The organism is Vibrio sp. PSi01 (assembly GCF_054960695.1).
On the sequence record NZ_JBHNYN010000012.1, the window covers coordinates 1 to 23,841 of the forward strand.

Annotated in this window: 25 protein-coding genes; 8 read left to right on the forward strand and 17 right to left on the reverse strand. The window is 44.9% G+C overall.

Annotated elements, in window-relative coordinates; all coding sequences use genetic code 11:
• Positions 1-148 precede the first annotated feature (148 nt).
• From fusA to fkpA, 8 genes are all read right to left on the reverse strand, one after another.
• Positions 149-2,245: an elongation factor G gene (fusA, locus tag ACFI6G_RS15480; protein WP_016768003.1), complete on the reverse strand. Its 2,097-nt coding sequence runs from the start codon at positions 2,243-2,245 to the stop codon at positions 149-151.
• 166 nt (positions 2,246-2,411) lie between these two features.
• The gene (gene rpsG, locus ACFI6G_RS15485; RefSeq protein ID WP_010435163.1) at positions 2,412-2,882 is read right to left on the reverse strand and encodes a 30S ribosomal protein S7; all 471 of its coding nucleotides are present in this window, start codon (positions 2,880-2,882) and stop codon (positions 2,412-2,414) included.
• A gap of 106 nt (positions 2,883-2,988) precedes the next feature.
• Positions 2,989-3,363, reverse strand: a complete 375-nt coding sequence (rpsL, locus tag ACFI6G_RS15490; protein WP_004737194.1) for a 30S ribosomal protein S12 — start codon at positions 3,361-3,363, stop codon at positions 2,989-2,991.
• 182 nt (positions 3,364-3,545) lie between these two features.
• Positions 3,546-3,821, reverse strand: a complete 276-nt coding sequence (gene tusB / locus ACFI6G_RS15495; protein ID WP_010435170.1) for a sulfurtransferase complex subunit TusB — start codon at positions 3,819-3,821, stop codon at positions 3,546-3,548.
• An 8-nt stretch (positions 3,822-3,829) separates the two neighbouring features.
• The gene (gene tusC, locus ACFI6G_RS15500; protein ID WP_010435172.1) at positions 3,830-4,186 is read right to left on the reverse strand and encodes a sulfurtransferase complex subunit TusC; all 357 of its coding nucleotides are present in this window, start codon (positions 4,184-4,186) and stop codon (positions 3,830-3,832) included.
• Positions 4,183-4,572: a sulfurtransferase complex subunit TusD gene (gene tusD, locus ACFI6G_RS15505; protein WP_462710349.1), complete on the reverse strand. Its 390-nt coding sequence runs from the start codon at positions 4,570-4,572 to the stop codon at positions 4,183-4,185. The genes tusC and tusD overlap by 4 nt, the downstream gene beginning before the upstream one ends.
• Entirely contained in the window at positions 4,566-5,291 is a 726-nt protein-coding gene (locus tag ACFI6G_RS15510) for a helix-turn-helix transcriptional regulator (protein ID WP_004729851.1), read from the reverse strand. The genes tusD and ACFI6G_RS15510 overlap by 7 nt, the downstream gene beginning before the upstream one ends.
• Before the next feature lie 204 nt (positions 5,292-5,495).
• On the reverse strand, positions 5,496-6,272 hold the full coding sequence (gene fkpA / locus ACFI6G_RS15515) for an FKBP-type peptidyl-prolyl cis-trans isomerase (protein ID WP_010435176.1): 777 nt from the start codon (positions 6,270-6,272) through the stop codon (positions 5,496-5,498).
• A 131-nt stretch (positions 6,273-6,403) separates the two neighbouring features.
• Between fkpA and ACFI6G_RS15520 the strand changes: the two genes are divergently transcribed.
• The gene (locus ACFI6G_RS15520; RefSeq protein WP_010435178.1) at positions 6,404-7,381 is read left to right on the forward strand and encodes a WD40 repeat domain-containing protein; all 978 of its coding nucleotides are present in this window, start codon (positions 6,404-6,406) and stop codon (positions 7,379-7,381) included.
• A 4-nt stretch (positions 7,382-7,385) separates the two neighbouring features.
• Positions 7,386-7,613 (forward strand): SlyX family protein, encoded by a 228-nt coding sequence (locus ACFI6G_RS15525; RefSeq protein WP_462710350.1) that lies wholly within the window; start codon positions 7,386-7,388, stop codon positions 7,611-7,613.
• A gap of 180 nt (positions 7,614-7,793) precedes the next feature.
• On the opposite strand, the gene ACFI6G_RS15530 is transcribed toward ACFI6G_RS15525, so the two are convergent.
• From ACFI6G_RS15530 to kefG, 5 genes are all read right to left on the reverse strand, one after another.
• Positions 7,794-8,759, reverse strand: coding sequence for an isoaspartyl peptidase/L-asparaginase family protein (locus ACFI6G_RS15530; protein ID WP_462710351.1), 966 nt, complete (start codon positions 8,757-8,759; stop codon positions 7,794-7,796).
• A 220-nt stretch (positions 8,760-8,979) separates the two neighbouring features.
• The gene (gene slyD / locus ACFI6G_RS15535; RefSeq protein ID WP_016783707.1) at positions 8,980-9,564 is read right to left on the reverse strand and encodes a peptidylprolyl isomerase; all 585 of its coding nucleotides are present in this window, start codon (positions 9,562-9,564) and stop codon (positions 8,980-8,982) included.
• 96 nt (positions 9,565-9,660) lie between these two features.
• Positions 9,661-9,861, reverse strand: a complete 201-nt coding sequence (locus ACFI6G_RS15540; protein WP_022570897.1) for a YheV family putative zinc ribbon protein — start codon at positions 9,859-9,861, stop codon at positions 9,661-9,663.
• A 155-nt stretch (positions 9,862-10,016) separates the two neighbouring features.
• On the reverse strand, positions 10,017-11,813 hold the full coding sequence (gene kefB, locus ACFI6G_RS15545) for a glutathione-regulated potassium-efflux system protein KefB (RefSeq protein WP_010435193.1): 1,797 nt from the start codon (positions 11,811-11,813) through the stop codon (positions 10,017-10,019).
• Positions 11,800-12,384, reverse strand: coding sequence for a glutathione-regulated potassium-efflux system ancillary protein KefG (gene kefG / locus ACFI6G_RS15550; protein WP_010435196.1), 585 nt, complete (start codon positions 12,382-12,384; stop codon positions 11,800-11,802). Before kefG ends, kefB begins: the two co-directional genes overlap by 14 nt.
• Positions 12,385-12,557: 173 nt before the next feature.
• Here kefG and ACFI6G_RS15555 point away from each other — a divergent pair, with 173 nt between their 5' ends.
• The 6 genes from ACFI6G_RS15555 (at position 12,558) to crp (ending at position 18,349) form a co-directional block, all read left to right on the forward strand.
• The gene (locus ACFI6G_RS15555) at positions 12,558-14,480 is read left to right on the forward strand and encodes an ABC transporter ATP-binding protein (RefSeq protein ID WP_010435200.1); all 1,923 of its coding nucleotides are present in this window, start codon (positions 12,558-12,560) and stop codon (positions 14,478-14,480) included.
• Positions 14,477-14,947, forward strand: coding sequence for a TIGR02444 family protein (locus tag ACFI6G_RS15560; protein WP_010435202.1), 471 nt, complete (start codon positions 14,477-14,479; stop codon positions 14,945-14,947). Before ACFI6G_RS15555 ends, ACFI6G_RS15560 begins: the two co-directional genes overlap by 4 nt.
• A gap of 271 nt (positions 14,948-15,218) precedes the next feature.
• Positions 15,219-16,226 carry a hydrolase gene (locus ACFI6G_RS15565; RefSeq protein ID WP_010435205.1) on the forward strand — a complete coding sequence of 336 codons (1,008 nt, stop codon included), beginning with the start codon at positions 15,219-15,221 and terminating at the stop codon, positions 16,224-16,226.
• Between the two features lie 91 nt (positions 16,227-16,317).
• Entirely contained in the window at positions 16,318-16,530 is a 213-nt protein-coding gene (locus tag ACFI6G_RS15570) for a YheU family protein (protein ID WP_010435208.1), read from the forward strand.
• 77 nt (positions 16,531-16,607) lie between these two features.
• Positions 16,608-17,477, forward strand: a complete 870-nt coding sequence (locus ACFI6G_RS15575; protein WP_010435210.1) for a phosphoribulokinase — start codon at positions 16,608-16,610, stop codon at positions 17,475-17,477.
• Positions 17,478-17,716: 239 nt separating this feature from the next.
• On the forward strand, positions 17,717-18,349 hold the full coding sequence (gene crp / locus ACFI6G_RS15580; protein WP_004729651.1) for a cAMP-activated global transcriptional regulator CRP: 633 nt from the start codon (positions 17,717-17,719) through the stop codon (positions 18,347-18,349).
• A 198-nt stretch (positions 18,350-18,547) separates the two neighbouring features.
• Here the strand turns inward: crp and ACFI6G_RS15585 are convergent, their stop codons facing one another.
• The 4 genes from ACFI6G_RS15585 to ACFI6G_RS15600 all read right to left on the reverse strand — a co-directional run bounded on the left by ACFI6G_RS15585 (position 18,548) and on the right by ACFI6G_RS15600 (position 23,386).
• Positions 18,548-19,339, reverse strand: a complete 792-nt coding sequence (locus tag ACFI6G_RS15585; RefSeq protein WP_010435216.1) for a DUF1338 domain-containing protein — start codon at positions 19,337-19,339, stop codon at positions 18,548-18,550.
• Positions 19,340-19,550: 211 nt separating this feature from the next.
• Entirely contained in the window at positions 19,551-21,008 is a 1,458-nt protein-coding gene (gene astD, locus ACFI6G_RS15590; RefSeq protein ID WP_462710352.1) for a succinylglutamate-semialdehyde dehydrogenase, read from the reverse strand.
• A 39-nt stretch (positions 21,009-21,047) separates the two neighbouring features.
• Positions 21,048-22,067 (reverse strand): arginine N-succinyltransferase, encoded by a 1,020-nt coding sequence (gene astA, locus ACFI6G_RS15595; protein WP_016767993.1) that lies wholly within the window; start codon positions 22,065-22,067, stop codon positions 21,048-21,050.
• A 107-nt stretch (positions 22,068-22,174) separates the two neighbouring features.
• Positions 22,175-23,386, reverse strand: a complete 1,212-nt coding sequence (locus tag ACFI6G_RS15600) for an aspartate aminotransferase family protein (RefSeq protein WP_016767992.1) — start codon at positions 23,384-23,386, stop codon at positions 22,175-22,177.
• Between the last annotated feature and the right edge of the window lie 455 nt (positions 23,387-23,841).

Sequence of the window (23,841 nt, forward strand, 5' to 3'; positions counted from 1 at the left end):
CAATCGTGTTCCTTCCTAGTTATGATTCGCCACGTTCATTATTGAGCGAGACGCGCCAGAAATTGCTATTTTATGCGCCAACTCTCGTTAGCGCAATATTTGGACGCATTGTTCTTTCAAAAAATGAAAAAAAATGCCTCCGTCTTGTTTAACCACGTTCTGCAATGATTGCTTTTGCAACATTGTTAGGCACTTCAGCGTACTCACTAAACTCCATAGAGTAAGAAGCACGACCTTGTGTCGCAGAACGTAAATCAGTTGCGTAACCGAACATGACAGACAACGGAACTTGTGCACGAATTATCTTCAGGCCAGCTGTCCCCTCGTCCATACCTTCAATGAGGCCGCGGCGACGGTTAATATCACCAACAACATCACCCATCCAGTCTTCTGGAGTAGTTACTTCAACTTTCATCATAGGCTCAAGCAGAACTGGTTGCGCTTCAAGTGCACCCGTTCTGAAAGCCATAGAGGCAGCGATTGTAAACGCCATCTCACTTGAATCTACTTCATGGTAAGAACCATCATATAGTGTAGCTTTGATATCCAAAACTGGATAGCCAGCAAGTACACCATTGTTCATCTGCTCTTCAACACCTTTAGCAACTGAAGCGATAAACTCTTTTGGAACGATACCGTTGGCAATTTCGTCTACAAAGACAAAACCTTCGCCAACTTCTGATGGTTCGAGCTTAAGCCATACGTGACCGTACTGACCTTTACCACCATGTTCGCGGATGAACTTACCTTCCGCTTTCGCTGTACCACGAATGGTTTCACGGTAAGCAACTTGCGGGTTACCAACGTTGCAGTTAACGTTAAATTCACGTTTCATGCGGTCAACGATGATATCTAAATGCAGTTCACCCATACCAGAAATTAGTGTCTGGCCTGTTTCGTCATCCGTTTCAACACGGAACGATGGATCTTCTGCTGCTAGCTTACCTAGAGCGATCGTCATTTTGTCTTGGTCAGCTTGAGAGCGCGGCTCTACAACGATCTGAATAACTGGATCTGGGAACTCCATGCGCTCAAGAACGATTTTATGGTTCTGGTCACAAAGCGTTTCACCAGTGGTCACATCTTTAAGGCCAATAATAGCTGCGATGTCACCTGCTCGTACTTCTTTTACTTCTTCACGTTTGTTTGAGTGCATTTGAACAATGCGACCTAAACGTTCACGTTGTTGCTTCACTGAGTTGTAAGCCGTTTTACCGCTTTCAACAACACCAGAGTAAACACGGATGAAAGTTAAAGTACCAACAAATGGGTCTGTTGCAATTTTAAATGCCAGTGCAGAGAACGGTTCTTTGTCGTCTGCGTGACGCTCTGCTTCATTCTCGTTCTCATCGATACCTTTAATAGCAGGTACATCAACAGGAGAAGGAAGGAAATCAACGACGGCATCTAGAACAGCTTGTACGCCTTTATTTTTGAACGCACTACCGCAAGTTGCGAGTACGATTTCATTGCTAAGGGTACGAGTACGTAGACCTTGTTTGATTTCAGCTTCAGTCAGTTCACCTTCTTCAAGGTACTTATCCATTAGCTCTTCAGATGCTTCTGCAGCTGCTTCAACAAGTTCTGTACGATACTCTTCAGCCATTTCTTGCATGTCTGCAGGAATATCTTCGTACGTAAAAGTCATGCCTTGATCAGCGTCGTTCCAGTTGATTGCCTTCATCTTGATAAGATCGACAACGCCTTGGAAATTATCTTCAGCACCAATGTTCAGTTGAATTGGAACAGGAGTCGCGCCTAGGCGGTCCTTGATCTGTTCAATTACACGCAAGAAGTCTGCGCCTGTACGGTCCATTTTGTTAACGAAAACCATACGTGGAACTTGGTACTTATCAGCTTGACGCCAAACTGTCTCTGACTGAGGTTCAACACCCGACGAGCCACAGAACACGACAACGGCTCCATCAAGTACACGCAGAGAACGTTCTACTTCAATAGTGAAGTCAACGTGTCCTGGAGTATCTATGATATTGATGCGGTGGTCTGGGTACTGAGCTTCCATACCACGCCAAAACGTAGTAGTTGCAGCCGAAGTGATCGTAATACCGCGCTCTTGCTCTTGCTCCATCCAATCCATGGTTGCTGCACCATCGTGAACTTCGCCGATTTTGTGAGAAAGACCGGTATAGAACAGAATACGTTCACTTGTGGTTGTTTTACCTGCATCTACGTGAGCAACGATACCAATATTTCGGTATTGCTCTATAGGAGTTTTACGAGCCACGGTTGAATCCTCTTATTCGAGACTTAGGGACTATTGCTATGTCTAGATTATGCGTTAATAGCGATACTTCGCTAAAAAAGGCTTGCCCTAGAAATAGCAATAGTTCCTAGCATAAGCATAGGAACTAAAGAAGTACTGCAAGGAACCTTGCAGTACTAAAAAGGTATTACCAACGGTAATGTGCGAACGCTTTGTTTGCGTCAGCCATGCGGTGAACGTCTTCACGTTTCTTAACCGCAGTACCTTTGTTCTCAGACGCGTCTAGCATTTCAGCAGCTAGGCGTTGAGCCATAGATTTTTCACCACGCTTACGCGCAGCTTCAACTACCCAACGCATAGCAAGAGCGTTACGGCGAACCGGACGAACTTCTACAGGTACTTGGTAAGTTGAACCACCTACACGGCGAGATTTAACTTCTACCGCTGGGCGAACATTTTCAAGAGCTTCTTCAAATACAGCTAAGTGGTCTTTACCAGACTTCTCAGCCATTGAATCTAGTGCAGTGTAAACAATTTTCTCTGCAGTAGATTTCTTTCCGTCAACCATAAGGATGTTAACGAATTTTGCCAGCAATTCAGATTTGAACTTAGGATCTGGAAGGATCTTACGCTGACCTATTACGCGACGACGTGGCATGGATATTCTCCGTTGTCTTCTTCAGGTTTTTTCCAAAACTTTTCAGAATAATAAATAAAATAGTGTTTGGCCTTACTTAACGCTTTCTTTTAAAAAAGAAAATGCATTAAGACTTAGGACGTTTCACACCGTACTTAGAACGACCTTGTTTACGGTCGTTAACGCCAGCACAGTCAAGCGCGCCGCGAACAGTGTGGTAACGTACACCCGGAAGGTCTTTTACACGACCGCCACGGATTAATACAACACTGTGCTCTTGAAGGTTGTGACCTTCACCACCGATGTACGAAGTTACTTCGAAACCGTTGGTTAGACGTACACGACATACTTTACGTAGTGCCGAGTTAGGTTTTTTAGGTGTAGTAGTGTAAACACGAGTACATACACCACGTTTTTGTGGGCACGCTTCTAGTGCAGGCACGTTGCTTTTAACAACTTGCTTTACACGAGGTTTGCGAACCAACTGGTTAATAGTTGCCATTAACTAGCTCCTGAAATTTACTTGAAAGTAAGCTTTGTGAAAAATCTATCCCTAATTACAAGTCGTAATTAGGGACGCAAAATTCTATTCAGCAGTGGGAGGTGTGTCAAGAAATATACAGATCTTTTTTAGCCATCTAGAGCTCAGGATGGTTTATTTTTGACCACAATGATAAAAGATAGTTACCAAGTTACTGATTTGTCGTTTAAAACCGTTAATTTAACAAATCCATCGAAGTCTACTTGAGCCAATGAACTTGAAGCCAACTGTTGTAAACCTCGACTGTCGAGATCCGGTTTTAATACCGACACATCTTCAACTGCAGAAATTTGAGTGTATAACTCATGATTTGGAAGGCAAACATACACAGCATCCTCGACCAAAATAAACTGATCCTGTGGTTGGGAATACAATAATGCGAGTTTTAGTTTCTCTGCCGATTTTACAATATGAAGCATAGCGTTTCCTAAAAAGTCAGTATTTGTTGGCATTGAGCTAACTTTCGCGCTAATTGATCCACTTCAACAACCGTCACATCAATGAGTAGATTGTCCGTCGATAAACCAAATTGATTTAGGCTACGTTGACACACATACACCTGTTCGATGTCGTATAGGTCCATTAATTTAAATGCAGAGATGTAGTCACGTGATAGTGTTTCGCTTGGCTGCTGTGCTTTGAGAAGCTGTGTCACACCATCTCCGACAAAGAACACGGTAATATCTTCACTGAAAGCTGAAGCTGCGAGCAATGCATCTAGCCCTTCTCTACCAGCCGCGGTTGTGTGAGGAAAACTATTAAATATAAAGGCTAATTTTCTCAAAACTGCACAACCCTATCTTGTGTTAGTAACGCTTCAGATAAGCTTCCCAACCCAGTTTGAGTGAAGCCAGATGCTAGATTAGAACCGCTTAATTGATGTTGCTCAGATTCTTCAGAGCTTACCACACCTCGTCTTAAGGCCGCTGCGACACAAGTTTCAAGGCTAATATCATATTCACTTGCAAGCTTTTGCCACTCAGAAGCTAAATCAAATTCATCATTAGCAGGCACAGTGAGATTCGAGCCATTGCTCACACCGTCTTGATAGAAGAATACACTGTGTAGCTTATGGCCCTGCTTTAGTAGAGCCAATGCAAACTGGTAAGCACTTCTGGCAGATTGTGAACCATAAACAGGTCCATTGACTATGAGCGTATAACTTAACAACCCTCTTCATCCTCTGTTTTACGTTGACGGATGTACAAGTACACGGTGTGCTTAGAGATATTCAAACGCTCAGCAACACGGTTAATCGCGTCTTTGATGTCGAAAATACCTTTGTCGTAAAGCTCCATCACTATTTGACGGTTCTTGGTGTTGTTCGATACAGACTTGTCTGCATTGATTTCTTCAATGGTTCGTTCAACCGTTTGGTCAACAAGTTCTTCAACATCACTAGCAAAGTTAACCGAAGATGCAGCTTCGTCAGCATCTTGCGTCGGCATAAAAGATTGCAGCACTTGTGAGAAAGGTGCATCTAAGTTGACGTTAATACACAACAAGCCAATCACTCGGTCTTCACCATTGCGAATAGCAACCGTGATTGACTTCATTAATACTCCACCTTTAGCGCGAGTAAAGTATGAACGAGAGAAGTTACGCTTAGAACCTTCAATATCTTTTAGCATCTTTAGCGCAAGATCGGTGATCGGTGATCCAACCTGACGACCTGTGTTTTCGCCATTGGCAATTTTGATTGCAGAAGTATTGAGGTCTTCTAGAGAGTGTAAAACGATTTCACAAAACGGACCAATTAGACTCGCGATACCGTCGACCACGGCCTCGTAAGATCTTAAGATAATTTTATCGTGTTCACTGAATGGCATGACATGGACTGATTCCATTTCGAGTAACACGTCCGCATTGACTGTTTCTGTAGTAGTCACTTATTCCTTACCTTCGTGTGAAAAATCAACAAATTTATGTAAGTTTATCAGAAAATTTTAATTGCACACCTAGCTAACATTGCAACTAGTGATTTAGAACAAGTTTAAAAATCAAATACTCACCTTCAAATCATAAAAAAAGCCTAACTTGAAGTTAGGCTTTTGTTCAATCAACGAATTTGAGAACAAGAGTTCTCACTGATATTACTGAGCAGGAGCCGCTTCAGCGTTATCAATGTTTAATAGTTCAACTTCGAACACTAACGTTGAGTTAGCAGGGATAGTCGGTGTGTCTTGCTCACCGTATGCTAGCTCTGGCGGAATAACGAACTTGTACTTAGAACCAACTTGCATCAGTTGTACGCCTTCAGTCCAACCCGGGATTACGCGGTTTAGTGGGAATGTTGCTGGTTCGCCACGATCGTAAGAGCTGTCGAACTGAGTACCGTCTGTTAGCGTACCTTTGTAGTGTACTTGAACGGTATCAGTGTCTTTTGGAGAAGCACCTTCACCAGCAGTCATTACTTGATAAAGTAGGCCAGATTCAGTTTGCTTTACGCCTTCAGTTTTTGCGAACTCAGCGCGGAACTCATCGCCCGCTTTTTTCACTTCTGCTGACTTTTCTGCAGCTTGTGCTTGCATCGTTTCAGCAACACGCTTGTCTAGAGCTTCAAGAGCAGCGCGAGTTTCTTCTTCGTTCAGTGCTGTTTTCTCTGCGAATACGTCTTCGATACCTTGAAGAACCATGTCTTTGTCTAGGTTAATGCCTAGCTCACTTGGCTTATCAATACTTGTGCTTAGGTAGTTTGCGAAAGATACACCGATTGCGTAAGCCGCTTTGTCATCTTCTGTTTTAAAGTTTACTGCTTCTACTTTAACTTCTTCAACCTGTGGAGCTTCTGCCTTTGGTTCTTCTTTCTGACAACCAACTGCTAGCATAACCGTTGCGGCAAGCAGTGATACTTTTAAAACTGATTTCATTGAATTCTCCAATTAATGGCCAAGCCATTGGTTATTGTGCACAAATCTAATGATTAGATTGGTGTGAATACGTTAGTTATAACAATATACTAGTCATATGTCTTTCGACACAAACCGGATTATTAGATGTGATGCGAATATTTTTCCACTCATTGCTATATACAATTGTCATCACCTTGTTAAATGGTTGCTTTTTCTTCCAGGATGATGATCAGCGTTGGGAAATAGAACCCAATGGCGCCACCAGCTTTGCACTCAGCAGAGATGGACGTTTTGCCCTGCTCTACTCTCAAGAAAAACAACTGCTCCTTTGGGATTTAGATCAAAACAAAGAACTCGCTCAACTTGGCCCCCAAGACCAATCCGAAAACCAAGTATCGCGAATCCGCATCTCAGACAATGGCCGCTTTGCCATTACCGCCAGCCAGATGAACTTCGCCGTTTGGGACTTATCTTGGACTCAGGCTGAGGGGCTCTGGTCTATTTCCGATGGCTTGATTCGTGATGTCGATATTTCTAGCAATGGTGAAAAAGTCTTGCTTGGCCTATCTAATGGCAAAGCTATCTATGTGGACTTAGTCACCGGACGCCGTCTGGAGTTCCTCGCTCACAGAGAAAAAGTAAATTCAGTCTCCCTTTCTTCGAATGGGCGCTACGCATTATCAGGCGGTAACGACTACAAAGCTTACCTTTGGGACACCGAATCAGGCTTAGTGTTACGTACCTTCAAGCATGAACAAAGAGTAGTACGAGTTGCACTACAACGGGATGGAGAATTAGCTTTTACTTCCGATGGCGGCAACCAAGCGATGATATGGGATTTGGAAACAGGTGAACCTCAAGCGCAATTGCAGAGCTGGTCTCGACAGCTGATATTCTCTAGCGCTCGCTTTTCTGATAACGGCAGTATGCTGGTGACAGGTACGCCATCAAGCCAAGTGAGTGTGTGGAATACTCAAGATGGAAAACGAATTTCTCGTCACGATGCTGAGCCACTAAAAGATGCTCGCCCTCCCCGTGCGGTAGTGTATGATGCAGCCTTTGATGAAAAGAACCGTGTGATATCGGGCACCTCTGCGGGCATCGCCCAAGCTTGGAATGTGGATTAGAACGATGACAGAAAAGCGAATGGAACAACTAGAAAGCCGTGTGAATGACCTAGAATGTCAGTTGGCTTTCCAAGAACAAACCATTGAAGAACTCAATGAAGCGCTTAGCCAACAACAGATGTTGATCACGAGAATGCAAGATCAAATGAAGTTCGTGGTGGGTAAAGTGAAAAATATGGATGGCTCCAACTTAGCTGACGCATCAGAAGAGACGCCACCTCCGCACTATTAAGCGCAGTTCAAAATGACGAATAGATTCTAGCGACGCATATCGTTAGTCTCTCGTCCTCGATGTGTAAACACATGTCAGGGCGGGACATAGAAAACTAAAAGGGCGACAGATGCTTATCTGTCGCCCTTTTGTTTATTCCATCTCAGTGAATAAGTTACAGCCAATTAAGCCAATACCAACTTAGTCGTCGGCATAAATCTTCACTTCAACACGACCTTGAGTATCAACACTTGCACGGTACATTCCTGAGCTGTTCATACCAAAATGAATATCGCCTTGGCCATCGATAGCGATCAAACCGCCTTCTCCACCCATGGTTTTCAATTCACCTTGAATGATCGTTTCACAAGCGGTGTGCACATCTTCCTTCAGATAACGCATTCGTGCTGCGACATCACTGGCGACCATTTTACGTAAGAAGAACTCACCCATCCCGGTTGTTGAGACGGCAACGTTGCCATTTTCAGCAATAGTTCCCGCACCAATAATCGGAGAATCACCCACCCGACCGTATTTCTTATTGGTTACGCCACCAGTGCTGGTTGCAGCTGCTAGGTTACCTGCTTGGTCTAACGCCACCGCGCCAACTGTTCCGTATTTTTTGTCGTCAGGGTATTTCTCGGCTTGCTGCTCGTCGTATTTTGCTTCCGACAAAGCAAAGATGCCTTTCTCTTTCATTGATAGAAGCTGGTCGTAGCGACGCTCAGTAAAGAAGTAATCCTGCTCGGTGAAGGTGTACTCATGCTCAAAGGCGAACTTCTCAGCGCCTTCACCAATCAACAACACATGATCGCTTTTCAGCATCACATCACGCGCAAGTTCAATCGGGTTTTTGATATGACGGACACCAGCAATCGCACCCGCATCCATTTCACGGCCGTGCATAACAGAAGCATCCATCTCAACAAATTCATCATGAGTCAGAACCGAACCTTTACCGGCATTAAAATGCGGGCTGTCTTCCATCACTTTAACCGATGCCACCACCGCATCCAGAGCATCACCGCCCGATTGCAGTACTTGATAGCCAGCTAAAACTGACTTTTCCAAAGCCTCGGTAATACCCGTTTTTAATTCATCGCTCATTTGCTCTCGTAAGATGGTTCCTGCACCACCATGAATGGCAATTGAAAAAGGTTGTGACATGCAAACTCTCCACTGATGTCGTCTTATAATGTTGTGCCTATCAATATCACATCCATGGTTCTATGTCTGATAGCGAAAACCAAACTTTTTACGAATGCTTAGATTTGCGGACACTTAGTTTGGTAGATAAAAGCGAGGTCAAAAAGCTAGACACCAATACGAAAAAAGCCTCCAACAAAGGAGGCTTTCAAGATTCTTAATCTAAACCGTTCATTCGGTATTAGTGAGAACCACAGCTACCGCCGCCGCAGCAGCCTTCTTTTTTCTCTTCACCGTGGTCATGGCCTTCGCCACCACAACAACCACCTTCGTGATCATGGTCGTGATCACCACAGCCACCTTCTTGGTGTACGTGACCATGTTGAACTTCTTCTTCAGTCGCTTCACGAACCGCTACAACTTCAACGTCAAACGTTAGAGTTTGGCCAGCTAGCATGTGGTTACCGTCAACAACAACTTCGTCGCCATCTACTTCAGTCACTTCAACTGGGATTGGACCTTGGTCAGTATCCGCTAAGAAACGCATACCAACTTCGATTTGCTCAACACCTTGGAATACGTCAGCAGGAACACGTTGAACTAGGTCGTCGTTGTGTTCACCGTAAGCGTCTTCTGGAGTAACCGTTGCAGAGAACTTGTCACCAGCAACTTTGCCTTCAAGCTCTTTTTCAAGACCTGTAATTAGGTTGTTGTGACCGTGAAGGTAATCTAGTGGAGCTTCTGCAGTTGATTGGTCAACTACTACGCCATCTTCAAGTTTCACTTGATATGCAACACTAACTACTACGTTCTTTTCAATTTTCATGAGAGCTCCAAGGAGGTTTGGACTAGGCTCGAACAGTTGAGCCTAGGAATAAATTTTATACACCCGGTATTATGGGGATGAATTAGTGAAACTCAATCATTCTGGTTTAAAAATACCGATCATTTCTTGATTCGCGTGTTCAGATTTCTCTACAGTTTTCGGTTTCCGCTGCTCATTGAAATTACAATCAACACATTCCACCAATTCGATATTATTCTCTATCCACCAGCGAAGAGTATCTTGAGTGTTGCAGCTTGGGCAGCTCGCCCCAGCGATAAAGCGTTTTTTCTGTTTCACGTTAATGTCCTTTACTACTCTGGATTCGCAGTTCATCCCGCCCGCTCTATTAGAAACTAAGCAGAGACCGCGTTTATTATTAGGTTGGTTCTTTAGACTGCTATTTCTGAGTTCAGTTATATTCCTAAGCTCGGGTTATTCACTCTAGACTCAGGCTACTGCCAATAGTTTCGAGACTGATGATCATTTTCCATCTCGTGTCCAAAAATTTCTTCCAGCTCTTTACGAGCCTCTTTCGCTCTTTGAGCTAGCTCGGCATCTTCGTTGTGCTGAGGAAGTAACTCTTTGAGCATACCATTATCCAATTTCCTAAAATGTGCTTCTGCTCGCTTCGCTTTATATGGATGCATGCCAAGTTCAGTCAATGTTTGACGTCCTAAGTCTAATGCTCCAAGGAAAGTTTCACGAGAGTAGTTGCTCACACCATGGTTAAGTAATTGATAGGCTTCAACACGGCTTCGTGCACGCGCTAAGATCTTTAAGCGCGGGAAGTGCTGCTTACATAAATCGACGGTTTTCATGATTTCATCGGGAGAGTCAGTACACAGTACAATCGCCTCCGCTCTATCAGCGCCTGCGGCACGTAACAGTTCTAGATGAGTTGAATCACCGTAAAATACCTTGTAGCCGAATTTTCTAAGGATATGTATTTGGCTGGCATCACTTTCAAGGACGGTGATACGAATCTTATTAGCGTACATCAAGCGACCAATGATCTGACCGAAACGACCAAAACCAGCAATGATCACTCTAGGGCTACGATCAACCACATCAGAAGACATCGCGCTTTCACTGATTTGATTAAGTTGACGAGCAAAGAATCGGTCTTGCAGCTTAAGCATCAATGGCGTAGTCACCATTGATAAACTCACCACGACCAGTAAGAACGATACCTGTTCACCACTTAAAATACCCTGTGCACTCGCCGCAGTAAAAATAACAAAGGCAAACTCACCACCTTGGCTGAGTATCATCGCCATTCGGCTACGCGCTTTTGTCTGTGTACCAAAGATACGGGCAAGTGCATACAGTACCAAACCTTTCAACACGACCAATGCACAAACTGCAATCAGTATCGCGAATGGGCTTTCGGCTAGTAAACCTAAGTTCACCGCCATACCCACAGAGATAAAGAACAGGCCAAGCAATAACCCTTTGAATGGGTCAATCGCAATTTCAAGCTCGTGTCGATATTCACTTTCTGCTAGAAGAACACCCGCTAAGAAAGTACCCAGCGCCATCGACAAACCAATCTGCTGCATGATGACGGCAATACCAATCACCAATAGCAGCGCTGCAACGGTAAACAACTCACGAACACCGCTCATGACCACATAGCGGAATAGTGGTCTCAGTAAGAAATGACCACCAACAAGTAAGCCAATCACGCCGCCTAGCATCCACAACATGTCAGCCCAACTACCGCCCGTATTGCCCGCAAGCAGAGGCAACACCGCTAACATAGGGATTACTGCAATATCTTGGAAAAGTAAGACTGCAAAGCCTGACTGTCCCGCTTCTTTACCACCAAGCTCTCGCTCTTCAATAACGCGCAAGGCGATGGCTGTCGAAGATAAGGCTAACCCCATACCTATCACGAGGCTAGTTTGCCAAGTCAATCCGAACAAACAGGCGATGGCGGTAATAATCAAGGTGGTGATCAACACTTGCGCCCCCCCTAAGCCGAGAATAGGCGCCCGCATCTGCCACAGTTTTTTGGGGTTAAGCTCTAAACCAATAAGGAAGAGCAGCAGCACCACCCCGAACTCTGAGAAATGTAGAATGGCCTCTACGTCACTGATTAGGCCAAGCCCCCATGGACCAATAGCGACACCCGCTAATAAGTAACCTAATACTGAACCTAAGCCTGCTCGCTGCGCGATAGGAACCGCAACCACAGCCGCCGCTAAAAATATAGCGCTACTTTGTAGGAAATCATTAGTCAGAGCCATCATTTGCTCCTATATCTTGTAGCGGATCTCGCAACCAATTTCGATATTCTTCAGCGTGTTGGTAACGCGTCATATCCGAGACATTTCGAGCCCAATGTAAAACTAAAGGTGACATCCAGTGCATCTGGCACAAAGCGGCAGTTAGCTCAAACGGTTGCAAGATCTCTTGTAAGGGATACTTATTATAGCCTGCAGCACCAAACGCCTCTTCTTTACCACCCGTGGTGATAACACTGCGCCAATGCTTACCCTTAAGTGCACTTTGCTCACCAAACGCAAAGCCCTTGCCTAATACTCGGTCAAACCATTCCTTCAATAACGAAGGGCATGAGTACATAAACAAAGGATGTTGGAATACAATCACATCGTACTGCAGAAGCAGTTCATGCTCATAAGGCACATCAATAAAGAAGTCAGGATAGAGGGCATAAAGATCGTGGATTTTAACATTCCCAAGCGACTCTATCTTTTTAACCATGATCTGGTTAGCGATAGAGGTTTGCGGCTCTGGGTGCGCATAGATCACTAATACCTTTGGCACGGGTTTGTCTATCGAGGGAGTAATACTCATTCCTTTGAAACATTCCTTTAAGGGCTAAACGGTGGCAAGGCCACTAGAATTTAAATAAAAGTTATTAATATGTTATTGGCATCATAACGCAAATTGCATTGTGATCGACTTTTATCTGGATTCAGCCTACTATGCAGGCGTCTGTTCACCTCTAATTTCTATGCTACCTCTATATGATTACTTTCTCTGATATTCAATTGCTACGCGGCGGTAAGCCACTCCTCGACCAAGCATCTGCGACTTTTCATCCTGGCGACAAGATCGGTTTGGTTGGTAAAAACGGCTGTGGTAAATCTACGCTGTTCGCCTTAATTAAAGACGAGCTGTCTATTGATGCTGGCTCATTCAGTAAACCAGCCCATTGGGAAATGGCTTGGGTTGCTCAAGAAACGCCAGCACTAGAAAGAACAGCGATTGAATACGTGATTGATGGCGACCGTGAATATCGCGGCCTTGAAGATCAACTAGAGAAAGCTGAACAAGCCGACAACGGCACATTAGTAGCAGAGATCCACGGCAAAATTGAAACCATTGGTGGTTACAGCATCAAAGCACGTGCTGCTGAGCTATTGGATGGCTTAGGATTTCGCCAAGAACAAATGACATGGAACCTAACCCAGTTCTCGGGTGGTTGGCGTATGCGTTTGAACTTAGCGCAAGCCCTATTGTGCCGCAGTGACCTACTGCTACTCGATGAGCCAACCAACCACTTGGATTTAGACGCAGTAATGTGGCTAGAACGCTGGTTACAAAACTACCCTGGCACACTCGTTCTTATCTCGCACGATAGAGATTTCTTGGATCCTATCGTCAACCGCATCGTGCATGTTGAAAACCAGCAGCTCAATGAATACACCGGTAACTACTCATCGTTCGAAACTCAACGCGCGCAAAAACTGATCCTGCAACAAGCGATGTACCAAAAACAGCAGAAACAAATGTCTCATATGCAGAGCTACATTGACCGTTTCCGCTACAAAGCCTCAAAAGCTCGCCAAGCGCAAAGCCGTATCAAAGCATTAGAGAAAATGGAACAAGTGCTGCCCGCTCAATTTGATAACCCATTCAGCTTTGAGTTTAGAGAACCAGACGCGCTACCAAATCCAATCATGATGATGGATGAAGTCTCTGCGGGTTACGATGACAACCTGATTCTAGAGAAGATTCGCTTGAACCTAGTACCGGGCAGTCGTATTGGTCTACTTGGCCGAAATGGCGCTGGTAAGTCAACACTGATTAAACTCCTTTCTGGCGAACTGAAACAGCAAGGTGGTGAACTGAGCTATTCACAAGGCGTTAAGATGGGTTACTTTGCACAGCACCAATTAGAGACGCTGCACCCAGAAGAAACACCGCTGCAACACATGATGCAGATTGCCCCTAAACACACAGAGCAACAACTGCGTGATTACCTAGGTAGCTTCGGTTTCCAAGGTGAAAAAGCGCTCGATAAAGTAGCCCCCTTCTCAGGCGGTGAAAAAGCGCGTTTAGTTCTGGCGCTACTAGTATGGCAAAAACCAAATCTGTTGCTGCTCGATGAACCAACCAACCACTTGGATCTCGACATGCGTCAGGCGCTGACGTTTGCATTGCAGACGTTTGAAGGCGCAATGGTTATCGTATCGCATGACCGTTACCTACTCCGTGCGACTACCGATGATTTGTATTTGGTACACGACCGCCAAGTGGCACCGTTTGATGGTGACCTAAGCGATTACTACAAGTGGCTAACCGAACAGCAGAAAGTTGAACGCAAAGAAGCACAAGCATTGGCACCAGCAAAAGACGGCGCCAACAGTGCAGCAGCAAAAAAAGATCAGAAACGTAAAGAAGCAGAGTTCCGTAAACTAACGGCACCAATTCGTAAAAAGCTGAGTCAATTTGAAAAGCAGATGGATAAATTAACGTTGGCTCTTAAAGAAGCCGAGCAAGAATTATCCGACACTTCACTGTATGAAGCTGAAAATAAGGCTAAACTGAATAAAGTACTCGCTCTCCAAGCGAGCAGTAAATCACAGCTAGAAGAAGTTGAAATGGATTGGATGTCCACTCAAGAAGAGCTTGAGCAGATGGAACAGGATATGGATAGCTTATGAGCCCAGAGCACGCCCCAATATCACTAACACTGGAACGACTATGGCAATTTAGCCTTCAGTATTACAGTGTGCGTGGTGTAAAGGATGCGTGCCTAGCTTTACAAAACCAGTTTCACGGCAACGTCAATCTACTGCTGCTGCTCAAATGGCTTGATGAGCAGCAATTGTCTTTTGCCGAAGAAGAGTGGCACAAAGTTCAACAGTGTTTGAGCCGCTCTGAAACCCTGCTTCATAGTTATCGAGAGCTACGTAAGCATCTCAAAGCACACGTTGTTGATTCACTCTACCGTGAAGCCTTACAGTTCGAATTACAACTAGAGAAACAACAACAATCTGATCTCGTCGACTACATAAACTCTCTTCAGCTTTTCGCAAACCAACAAGCGCCTCTCGCTTTTCAATACTGTCGATTATTAGGGGCAGAAAACCTCTATGTTGCTTTTTCTGAACCAGCCCCTCAGCCCTAAGGCATTCCCTTTTCCTTTTGTTAGATCAAGATCCAAGCTTATTGGGGACTATCGTTCTTCGTGTTCACGCGATGGTGGCTCGGATTATTAGCAATATATAGAGCTTAACCTCGATAGTATTCAACCAGTTACCTACAACCTGTTTTGTAACCTGTATGAGTGAAACTCTTGCGCTTATGCCGAGAATCAACCAAGCTCAAATAAAAACATGGGCGTTTCACTAAAAGCTCAACACTTTATCAAAGCCCATAAAAGAAGCATGGACTGTTTTATGACAATATTTACCGCAGCGGCTGGTCTCTCTAATCCGCACTTACAAACCTTAGTGCCACGGTTTATTAGAAAGCAGGCGTTATTTGATCCTCAATGGCAAACCTTAGAAACTCCCGACGGTGATTTCCTCGACCTTGCATGGAGCGAGGACCCTAAGGGAGATAGCACCAATAGTGATAATAAAAGCAGAGGAGATGCGAATAATAAGCCCATTTTCGTTCTATTCCACGGTTTGGAAGGCAGCTTTGAAAGCCCTTACGCCAATGGACTGATGAATGCGTTTGCTAAAGATGGTTGGTTATCCGTGATGATGCACTTTAGAGGATGCAGCGGAAAACCGAATCGCTTGGCTCGCGCGTACCATTCAGGAGAAGTAGAAGATGCTCGTTTCTTTCTACGACACTTACACGCGCAATTTCCCAATAACCCAAAGGTTGCGGTTGGTATATCTCTAGGCGGAAACATGCTGGCGAACTACTTGGCTGAGTATGCGGACGACCCATTACTGTCGGCGGCAACGATAGTTTCTGCTCCTTTTGATTTAGCTTGCTGCTCCAGTCGTATTGAAAGAGGCTTCTCTAGGCTCTATAAAAAATACCTGCTCAACTCACTCAAATCGAATGCCTTGAAAAAGGTTAAGCTGTTACAAGAAAAAATAGGTATCTCCGCTGAAACCATCAAAAAAATAGACAAACTGTATGAGTTTGATGAAAGGATCACTGCGCCTCTGCATGGATTTAAGAATGCTCAAGACTACTATGCTCAATGTTCAGCGCTTCCAAAACTGAATAAGATTAAGCTACCGACTCAGATCATTCATGCTAAAGACGATCCTTTCATGACTGATGATGTTATTCCAAAATTCGTACTACCAGACAATATTGATTATCGCTTGTTTCAGAAAGGTGGCCATGTGGGGTTCATTACCGGTAGCACGCTCAAGCCCAGGTTTTGGCTAGAAGAAGCATTGCCAGCCTACTATGAAAGTATCCAAGATTCGGCATAATGACCGAGCCTTAGTAAATAGAAGTAAAAACATTACTAATTAATAAACATAGTTATCAACATATCCATGAACATAAAAGAGAGAAGTATTTATGATCATCCCATGGCAAGACATTGCACCAGAAACACTGGAAAACCTCATCAAAGAGTTCGTGCTGCGTGAAGGTACAGACTACGGTGATGTAGAGGTTTCATTGCAAAACAAGATTGACCAAGTGAAACATCAATTAGCCTCAGGAGAAGTCAGTATCGTATTTTCTGAGCTGCATGAAACCGTTGATATTCAAGTCACAAAACGCTTCTAGGCTGCGCTCATAAAGGAGCCGTGTTATAGTGGTAAACGATTGCTAACAAGTAAGTTACTCAAAAGACAAGGGTTGTCATGTCCGCTAAACATCCAATTATTGCGGTGACGGGTTCATCAGGAGCCGGCACCACCACCACCTCAGAAGCCTTCCGTAAAATGTTCAATATGATGGACGTGAAGGCCGCTTGGGTTGAAGGGGATAGTTTCCATCGCTTCACTCGACCAGAGATGGATGTCGAGATCCGTAAAGCGCGCGAGCAAGGTAAGCACATCAGCTACTTTGGTCCACAAGCCAACGACTTTGGTGCGCTAGAAGAGTTCTTCCGTAAATACGGTAACGAAGGTACAGGCAAGGTACGTAGCTACCTGCACACGTTCGATGAAGCCGTTCCTTACAATCAAATGCCAGGCACCTTTACGCCATGGCAAGAGATCCCAGAAAATTCAGATGTGATGTTTTACGAAGGCCTGCACGGCGGTGTGGTTGATGGCGATATCAATGTTTCTCAACACGTCGACTTGCTGATCGGCATGGTACCTATCGTCAACTTAGAATGGATCCAGAAATTCGTTCGCGACACACGCGATCGTGGTCATTCTCGTGAAGCAGTAATGGACTCGATTGTTCGCTCGATGGATGATTACCTTAACTACATTACTCCTCAGTTTTCGCGTACTCACATCAACTTTCAGCGTGTTCCAACGGTAGACACATCAAACCCTCTCAACGCTAAAGGGATCCCAAGTTTAGACGAAAGCTTCGTTGTTATACGTTTGCGCGGCATCAAAAACGTCGATTTCCCTTACCTTTTAGCTATGATTGATGGCTCATTTATGTCTCGCCACAACACGCTTGTGGTACCAGGAGGGAAGATGAGTTTTGCTATGGAGCTCATTGTAAGGCCGATCCTACAACAACTCATCGAAACCGGAAAAATTGGTTAACAGAGCACCATTCTGGTTGATTACTTTTCATACCGTGATCATGTGCACAATTTTGCGTAAAAAATCGTAGCTTGGTCACGATTAAAATCAAGAAATAGTACCTGAAAAAGGATACTATTCTTAAACGAAACACAAGATAGCTTGCAGCGCTCAACGAGTGCTCTTATCCTACAAGTCAATCCAGGCTTAGCTAAAATACGGAAAGCGGCAAGCATACCCTGCAGAGGAAGTGAGATATTATGGTTCTAGGTAAACCTCAAACCGATCCAACATTAGAGTGGTTCCTTTCACACTGTCATATTCATAAGTACCCATCAAAAAGTACTTTGATTCATGCTGGTGAAAAGGCAGAAACCTTGTACTACATTGTTAAAGGTTCTGTGGCAGTTCTTATCAAAGACGAAGAAGGTAAGGAAATGATTCTTTCTTACCTAAACCAAGGCGACTTCATCGGTGAGCTAGGCTTATTCGAAGAAGACCAAGAGCGTACAGCTTGGGTTCGTGCAAAATCTCCTTGTGAAGTAGCTGAAATTTCTTTCAAGAAATTCCGTCAACTTATCCAAGTGAACCCAGACATCCTAATGCGTCTATCAGCGCAAATGGCAAACCGTCTACAAGTAACTAGCCAAAAAGTTGGTGACTTAGCGTTCCTTGACGTAACTGGTCGTATCGCACAAACGCTACTAAACCTAGCAAAACAACCAGATGCAATGACTCACCCTGACGGCATGCAAATCAAGATCACTCGCCAAGAGATTGGCCAGATCGTTGGTTGTTCTCGTGAGACAGTTGGTCGTATCTTGAAGATGCTAGAAGAGCAGAACCTAATTTCTGCACACGGTAAAACTATCGTGGTATATGGCACTCGTTAATCTCGATTAACTGAGCCTAAAATTTGAAAGCCACCAAATGCAAATTTGGTGGCTTTTTTGTTTTCTAAAGATCTAGAGAGCAGATGCGAGATGCGAGATGCGAGATGCGAATGAAACACCTACAGCTTCGAAGCGCAAACACTCTCGAAGCGAAGCCTATCTGCATCTTTAGGGTAAAGTCCGTACTCGTATCTTTCTTTAACCGTTAGTGCTTTCGAAGATCTTGTCAGCCGATGCTGCCACAAAACCGGTATAAAGCTCACCATTAGCCATCGCATAACGCTTAGCGAACTCATAGAAGCCTCCAGGAATCATCTCATTGCCCTCAACAAATGAAACTGGGACTTTATCTGCCATTGTTGATGATTGCTCTAATAAGACCTCTGGAGAGCCTTTAACCTGGCCACCAGATGCATTGATCGTGAAGCCTGATTCGCTCAAATAATCATTCACTGCCTGCACTTCATCAAAAGCATCGAGTTGATTAACGCTCACTGTAAAGTGGTTGGCACCGTAACCATGAGCTGCGAGCCAAGACGCGTATTCACTTTCTTTTGCAAGCACTTGGAAATCTGCGAAGCTCAAGTCCCATAGACGACCACCAAACAAGAATTCATGGCCTTGAAGCTTGCTTACGTCGACTTGCTCAACCAATTTAGCAACGATCTGTTGTAAGTCACTTGAACACTCTTCGACCTTCAACTCACTAATGAACACTTTAGGTTGATTTGGATCTGGGTGCTCGTAATGCTTCGCGACTAGCTTCTTACTCTCAAACAAGTAATCGCCACACGCTTTATAACCTAGCTCAAGGAAAGGCTTAGCCAATGTTTCAATACCTAGCGGAGCAACATTGAAAGTACGCAGTGCAATGTGATCATTAATCAGAGCTTCGTCTTCTTTCAGCAAGTGATGTACTTTCTCAGCCGATGGACAAAGCCTGTGAATGTAATCGTCCCAAAGTGATTTAAAGAGTAGATCGGGCGTCATGGTGACTCCTTGTCAGAGGTTCTAGCAAGCTAGTAATTTGGATTAGAAAGGGAGAGGCTGAGACACAGAGTCAGCAGCCATCAGCCTGTGACATACTTTTCTATTATTATCTACCGCCCAATCTAGGTGTTGGGCGTGATGGAAAAAGGAAGCGATAGCACCGCTTCCTATTTCAAACTTAACGCATAAGCCTAAGACTCATTAGCCTAAATTAAAGCTCAATACCTGGGCTAAACGTTGCCGGAAGTTGAGTTTCGCCACCTTCCATTGAAGCCATAGGGTAAGCACAGTAGTCAGCCGCGTAGTAAGCACTTGGGCGTAAGTTGCCCGAAGCACCTGGACCACCAAATGGAGCATCGCCACTTGCGCCTGTTAGCTGGCGGTTACGGTTAACAATGCCCGCACGGATATGGTCAACAAAGTATTCCCATTCAGAATCATCTGTTGATACTAAGCCAGCAGATAAACCAAAGCGTGTGTCGTTAGCTAGCTCAACCGCTTGCTCTAGCGATTGATAACGGACCACTTGTAGCAATGGACCAAAGTACTCTTCATCCGGCAGTTCAGCAATGTTGGTTGCGTCGATAATACCAGGAGAAACAAACGCCGCTTGACCCGCTTTTGCTTCTACTAGACTTACACCGCCTAACGATTGCAGATTCGCTTGTGCGTCCAGAATGAACTTAGCCGCAGCTTCAGAGATCTGTGGGCCCATGAAGGGTGCTGGCTCAGCGAGTGGCTGATCGACACGAATTTTCAAGGTCGCAGCAACGAGCTTATCCAGTAGTTGATCGCCCTTATCTCCTATTGGAACATACAAGCGACGTGCACATGTACAACGTTGACCCGCACTGATGAAAGCTGATTGGATGATAGTGTATACCGTTGCGTCTGCATCACCGTATTGGTCGCTGATCACCATAGGGTTGTTGCCGCCCATTTCTAGTGCCAGCATCTTGCCCGGTTGGCCCGCGAATTGACGATGCAGGATATGACCGGTATTGGCACTACCTGTGAACAGCACGCCATCAAGGCCTTTAGCATCAGCCAGTGCGATACCTGTCTCTTTGGCACCTTGTACTAGGTTAATTACGCCAGCAGGAAGGCCAGCTTCTTGCCATAGTTTCATCGCAAACTCACCCGTCCAAGGTGTCTGCTCTGACGGCTTAAATACCACGGTATTACCCGATAGCAGTGCTGGAACAATATGACCGTTAGGTAGATGACCAGGGAAGTTATAAGGACCAAATACTGCCATTACGCCTAATGGACGATGACGCAGTACAATTTGGTTGCCTGCAGCTTCACGTGAAGCTTCACCAGTACGTTCATGGTAAGCACGAATAGAGATAGCAATTTTGCCCGCCATCGCGCCCGCTTCAGTACGCGTTTCCCAAATCGGTTTCCCCGTCTCTTTTGCAATAATTTGTGCTATTTCTTCGCTGTTCTCTTTAACTTTCTCAGCAAAATTCAACACGATCGCTTCACGCTCGGCAAAGCTCAGTTTTTTCCAAACTAAGAAGGCTTCACGAGCCGCTGCTACTGCAGATTCAACCTGTGCAGGAGTTGCGCTATCACCCTGCCATACTACTTCATTATTGTATGGGCTTACTGATGCCATGGCGTCACCTTGACCTGCCACCCATTGTCCTGCTATCCACTGAGTCATACTTCTATCCTTAAAATCTTCGACAGATAATCGCTGCTCTTACTGAGCTAACATGCGAACGAATTCGCCTTCTTTTACTTCAAGAGCGCTTGCTACTTCAGATGATAAAATCACTGTGTCACTTGCTTGGTCATACGCACCTTTCGCAGCGACTGCGCGGAAGTTCTCGAACGAGGTATTACCAATTAGGAAGTCTTTAGAACTGGAGTGCTCTGCAATTTTTACTTGAGCACGAATCGCATAACGTACCGATTCAATGTTTCTTAAATCACATTCAACCGTTGGCCCCGCATCAAAGATGTCAACGTAGCCTCGGTTAGTGAAACCTTCACGTTCCAGCAACTTAAGTGCAGGGCGCGTATTATCATGTACCTCTCCGATCACCGCCTGAGCTTCTTTGCTCAGCAGGTTCACATAGATAGGTAGCTTCGGCATTAGGTCAGCAATGAAGCCTTTCTTACCAATACCGGTTAGGTAATCAGCAAGCGTGAAATCAATCGAGAAGAAGTGCTCTTGCAGCCATTGCCAGAAAGGAGAGTTGCCTTCGGCATCCGATACACCACGCATCTCAGCAAAAATCGTTTTTGAGAAACGCTCTGGGTGTTCCGCCATGATCAAAAACCGACACTTCGACATCAAGCGACCGTTCAAGCCGCCACGGAAATCTGGACGCAAAAATAGCGTACAGATCTCACTGCACCCGGTGTAGTTATTACCGAAAGTCAGTAGCTTAACGACGTTGTTCACGCCTAGCTTTTGTGATGAGTGGACTACTTTGCTGATGTGGTAAGAATAAAACGGTACATCCCAGCCAATCGAGGCTTCTATGCCGGTCGTACCCGCCACTTCTCCGGTTTCGGTATCGTAGCCAACCATCAGGTAGCCTTCATCACCGGGCTCGGTCACGTCTTGTTTCGCGAAGCTGTATTCAGAGTGAGTAATACGATTGGTTAACAGTTCTTCGTTAACCGGAAGAGATGTGAATCCATGTCCTGACTCAACAGCGCAGGTATGCAACGCGTCGTAATCAGATAGTTTAATTGGGCGAACAACTAGCATCAATATTCCCTCCAGATGCAAAATAGGCCCAAAACCAGAAGCTTGGGCCTTTAGCAAAACGTCATGGGATCGCTCTAATGGCGATCATTCCTATGACGCCGCTTAGGCTAAACTAGCGTAGCGATTGCTTTGTCTAGTTTTGATAAGCCTTCTTCAATTTCTTGTGTAGTAATAACCAGTGATGGCGTAAAACGAACCACGTTTGCACCCGCAACCAATACCATCAAGCCTTGTTCGCCTGCTGCTACTAATACGTCACGTGCACGTCCTTGCCACTCGTCATTTAGTGCAGCGCCTAATAATAGGCCTTTACCACGAACTTCACTGAATATTTGATATTTGTCATTAATCTTAGCTAAGCCGTCACGAAATAGCTCTTCACGCTCTTTTACGCCAGCTAAGGTTTCTGGTTGGCTAACGACGTCAACAACCGCTTCAGCAACGGCACACGCTAGTGGGTTACCGCCGTATGTTGAACCGTGCGTACCGACTTTTAGGTGTGTCGCGAGTTCAGTCGTTGTTAGCATCGCGCCGATAGGGAAACCACCACCGAGTGATTTTGCTGTACTTAAGATATCAGGTGTCACACCTAGGCCTTGATACGCATAAAAATTGCCCGTACGGCCATTACCTGTTTGCACTTCATCAAAAATAAGCAGCGCATTGTGCTTGTCACACAGCTCACGAACCGTGTTCACAAACTCAGAGGTTGGAGAGATGATGCCACCCTCACCTTGCAGAGGTTCCATCATGATTGCACATGTGCGATCAGAGATGTGCGCTTCTAGCGCGGCAATATCATTGTAAGGCAGGTGAGTTACATCGCCCGGTTTAGGACCAAAGCCATCAGAATAAGCTTCTTGACCACCTACAGTTACAGTAAAGAAAGTACGACCATGGAAACCTTGTTTGAATGCAATGATTTCAGACTTCTCAGGGCCATGAACATCTGCCGCCCAACGACGAGCCAACTTCAATGCTGCTTCATTCGCTTCTGCGCCAGAGTTGGCAAAAAATACTTTTTCTGCAAAACATACGTCGGTTAGCTTCTTCGCTAGACGCAGTGCAGGTTCGTTGGTCATCACGTTACTCAGATGCCAAATCTTGTTTGCTTGCTCAGTAACGGCATTCACCATTGCTGGGTGACAGTGGCCCAAGCAGCTCACAGCGATACCGCCAGCAAAGTCGATATACTCTCGGCCTTGTTGGTCCCAAACGCGTGCGCCTTCCCCTTTTACCGGGATCATTTCCATTGGGTTATAACAAGGCACCATCACCTCATTAAAAAGACTACGTTCTACATTATTTTCCACTGTCATCGTACATTCCTTCTCGATACCGCAAGCTTCGCAAATAAGCGTAATGGTTCATAAGTGAGATAAAGATATTTTGTCCCGCCATAATCCCGCTGCAGCATTATATTTACATTTAATTAACCTTTTCAATAGTAGATTATTCTTTAGCCATCCCTAACAACCAGCTAAACGTCACTACCTATGACTATTTATGCATCAAACAATCTGTTTTATGAAGCTTTTTTTAACTAAACGTCTATCCATCAACAGCAAAGCCTTACTGGTACAGCGGTATAAGGGGTTCGAGAGGAAATAAGGCGAATAATATTGCATAGACTAAAAACTTAGCCTGAAGAGGGAGAAATGTTATAAAAAGTGATCGGCGTCAGAGGGATGAAGACGCGGCGCGCCCGAATTAAAACGCTTAACGAACGAGGTAATACGTTTAACTGGCTTATTTGAACGAATGAAAAGCCAAA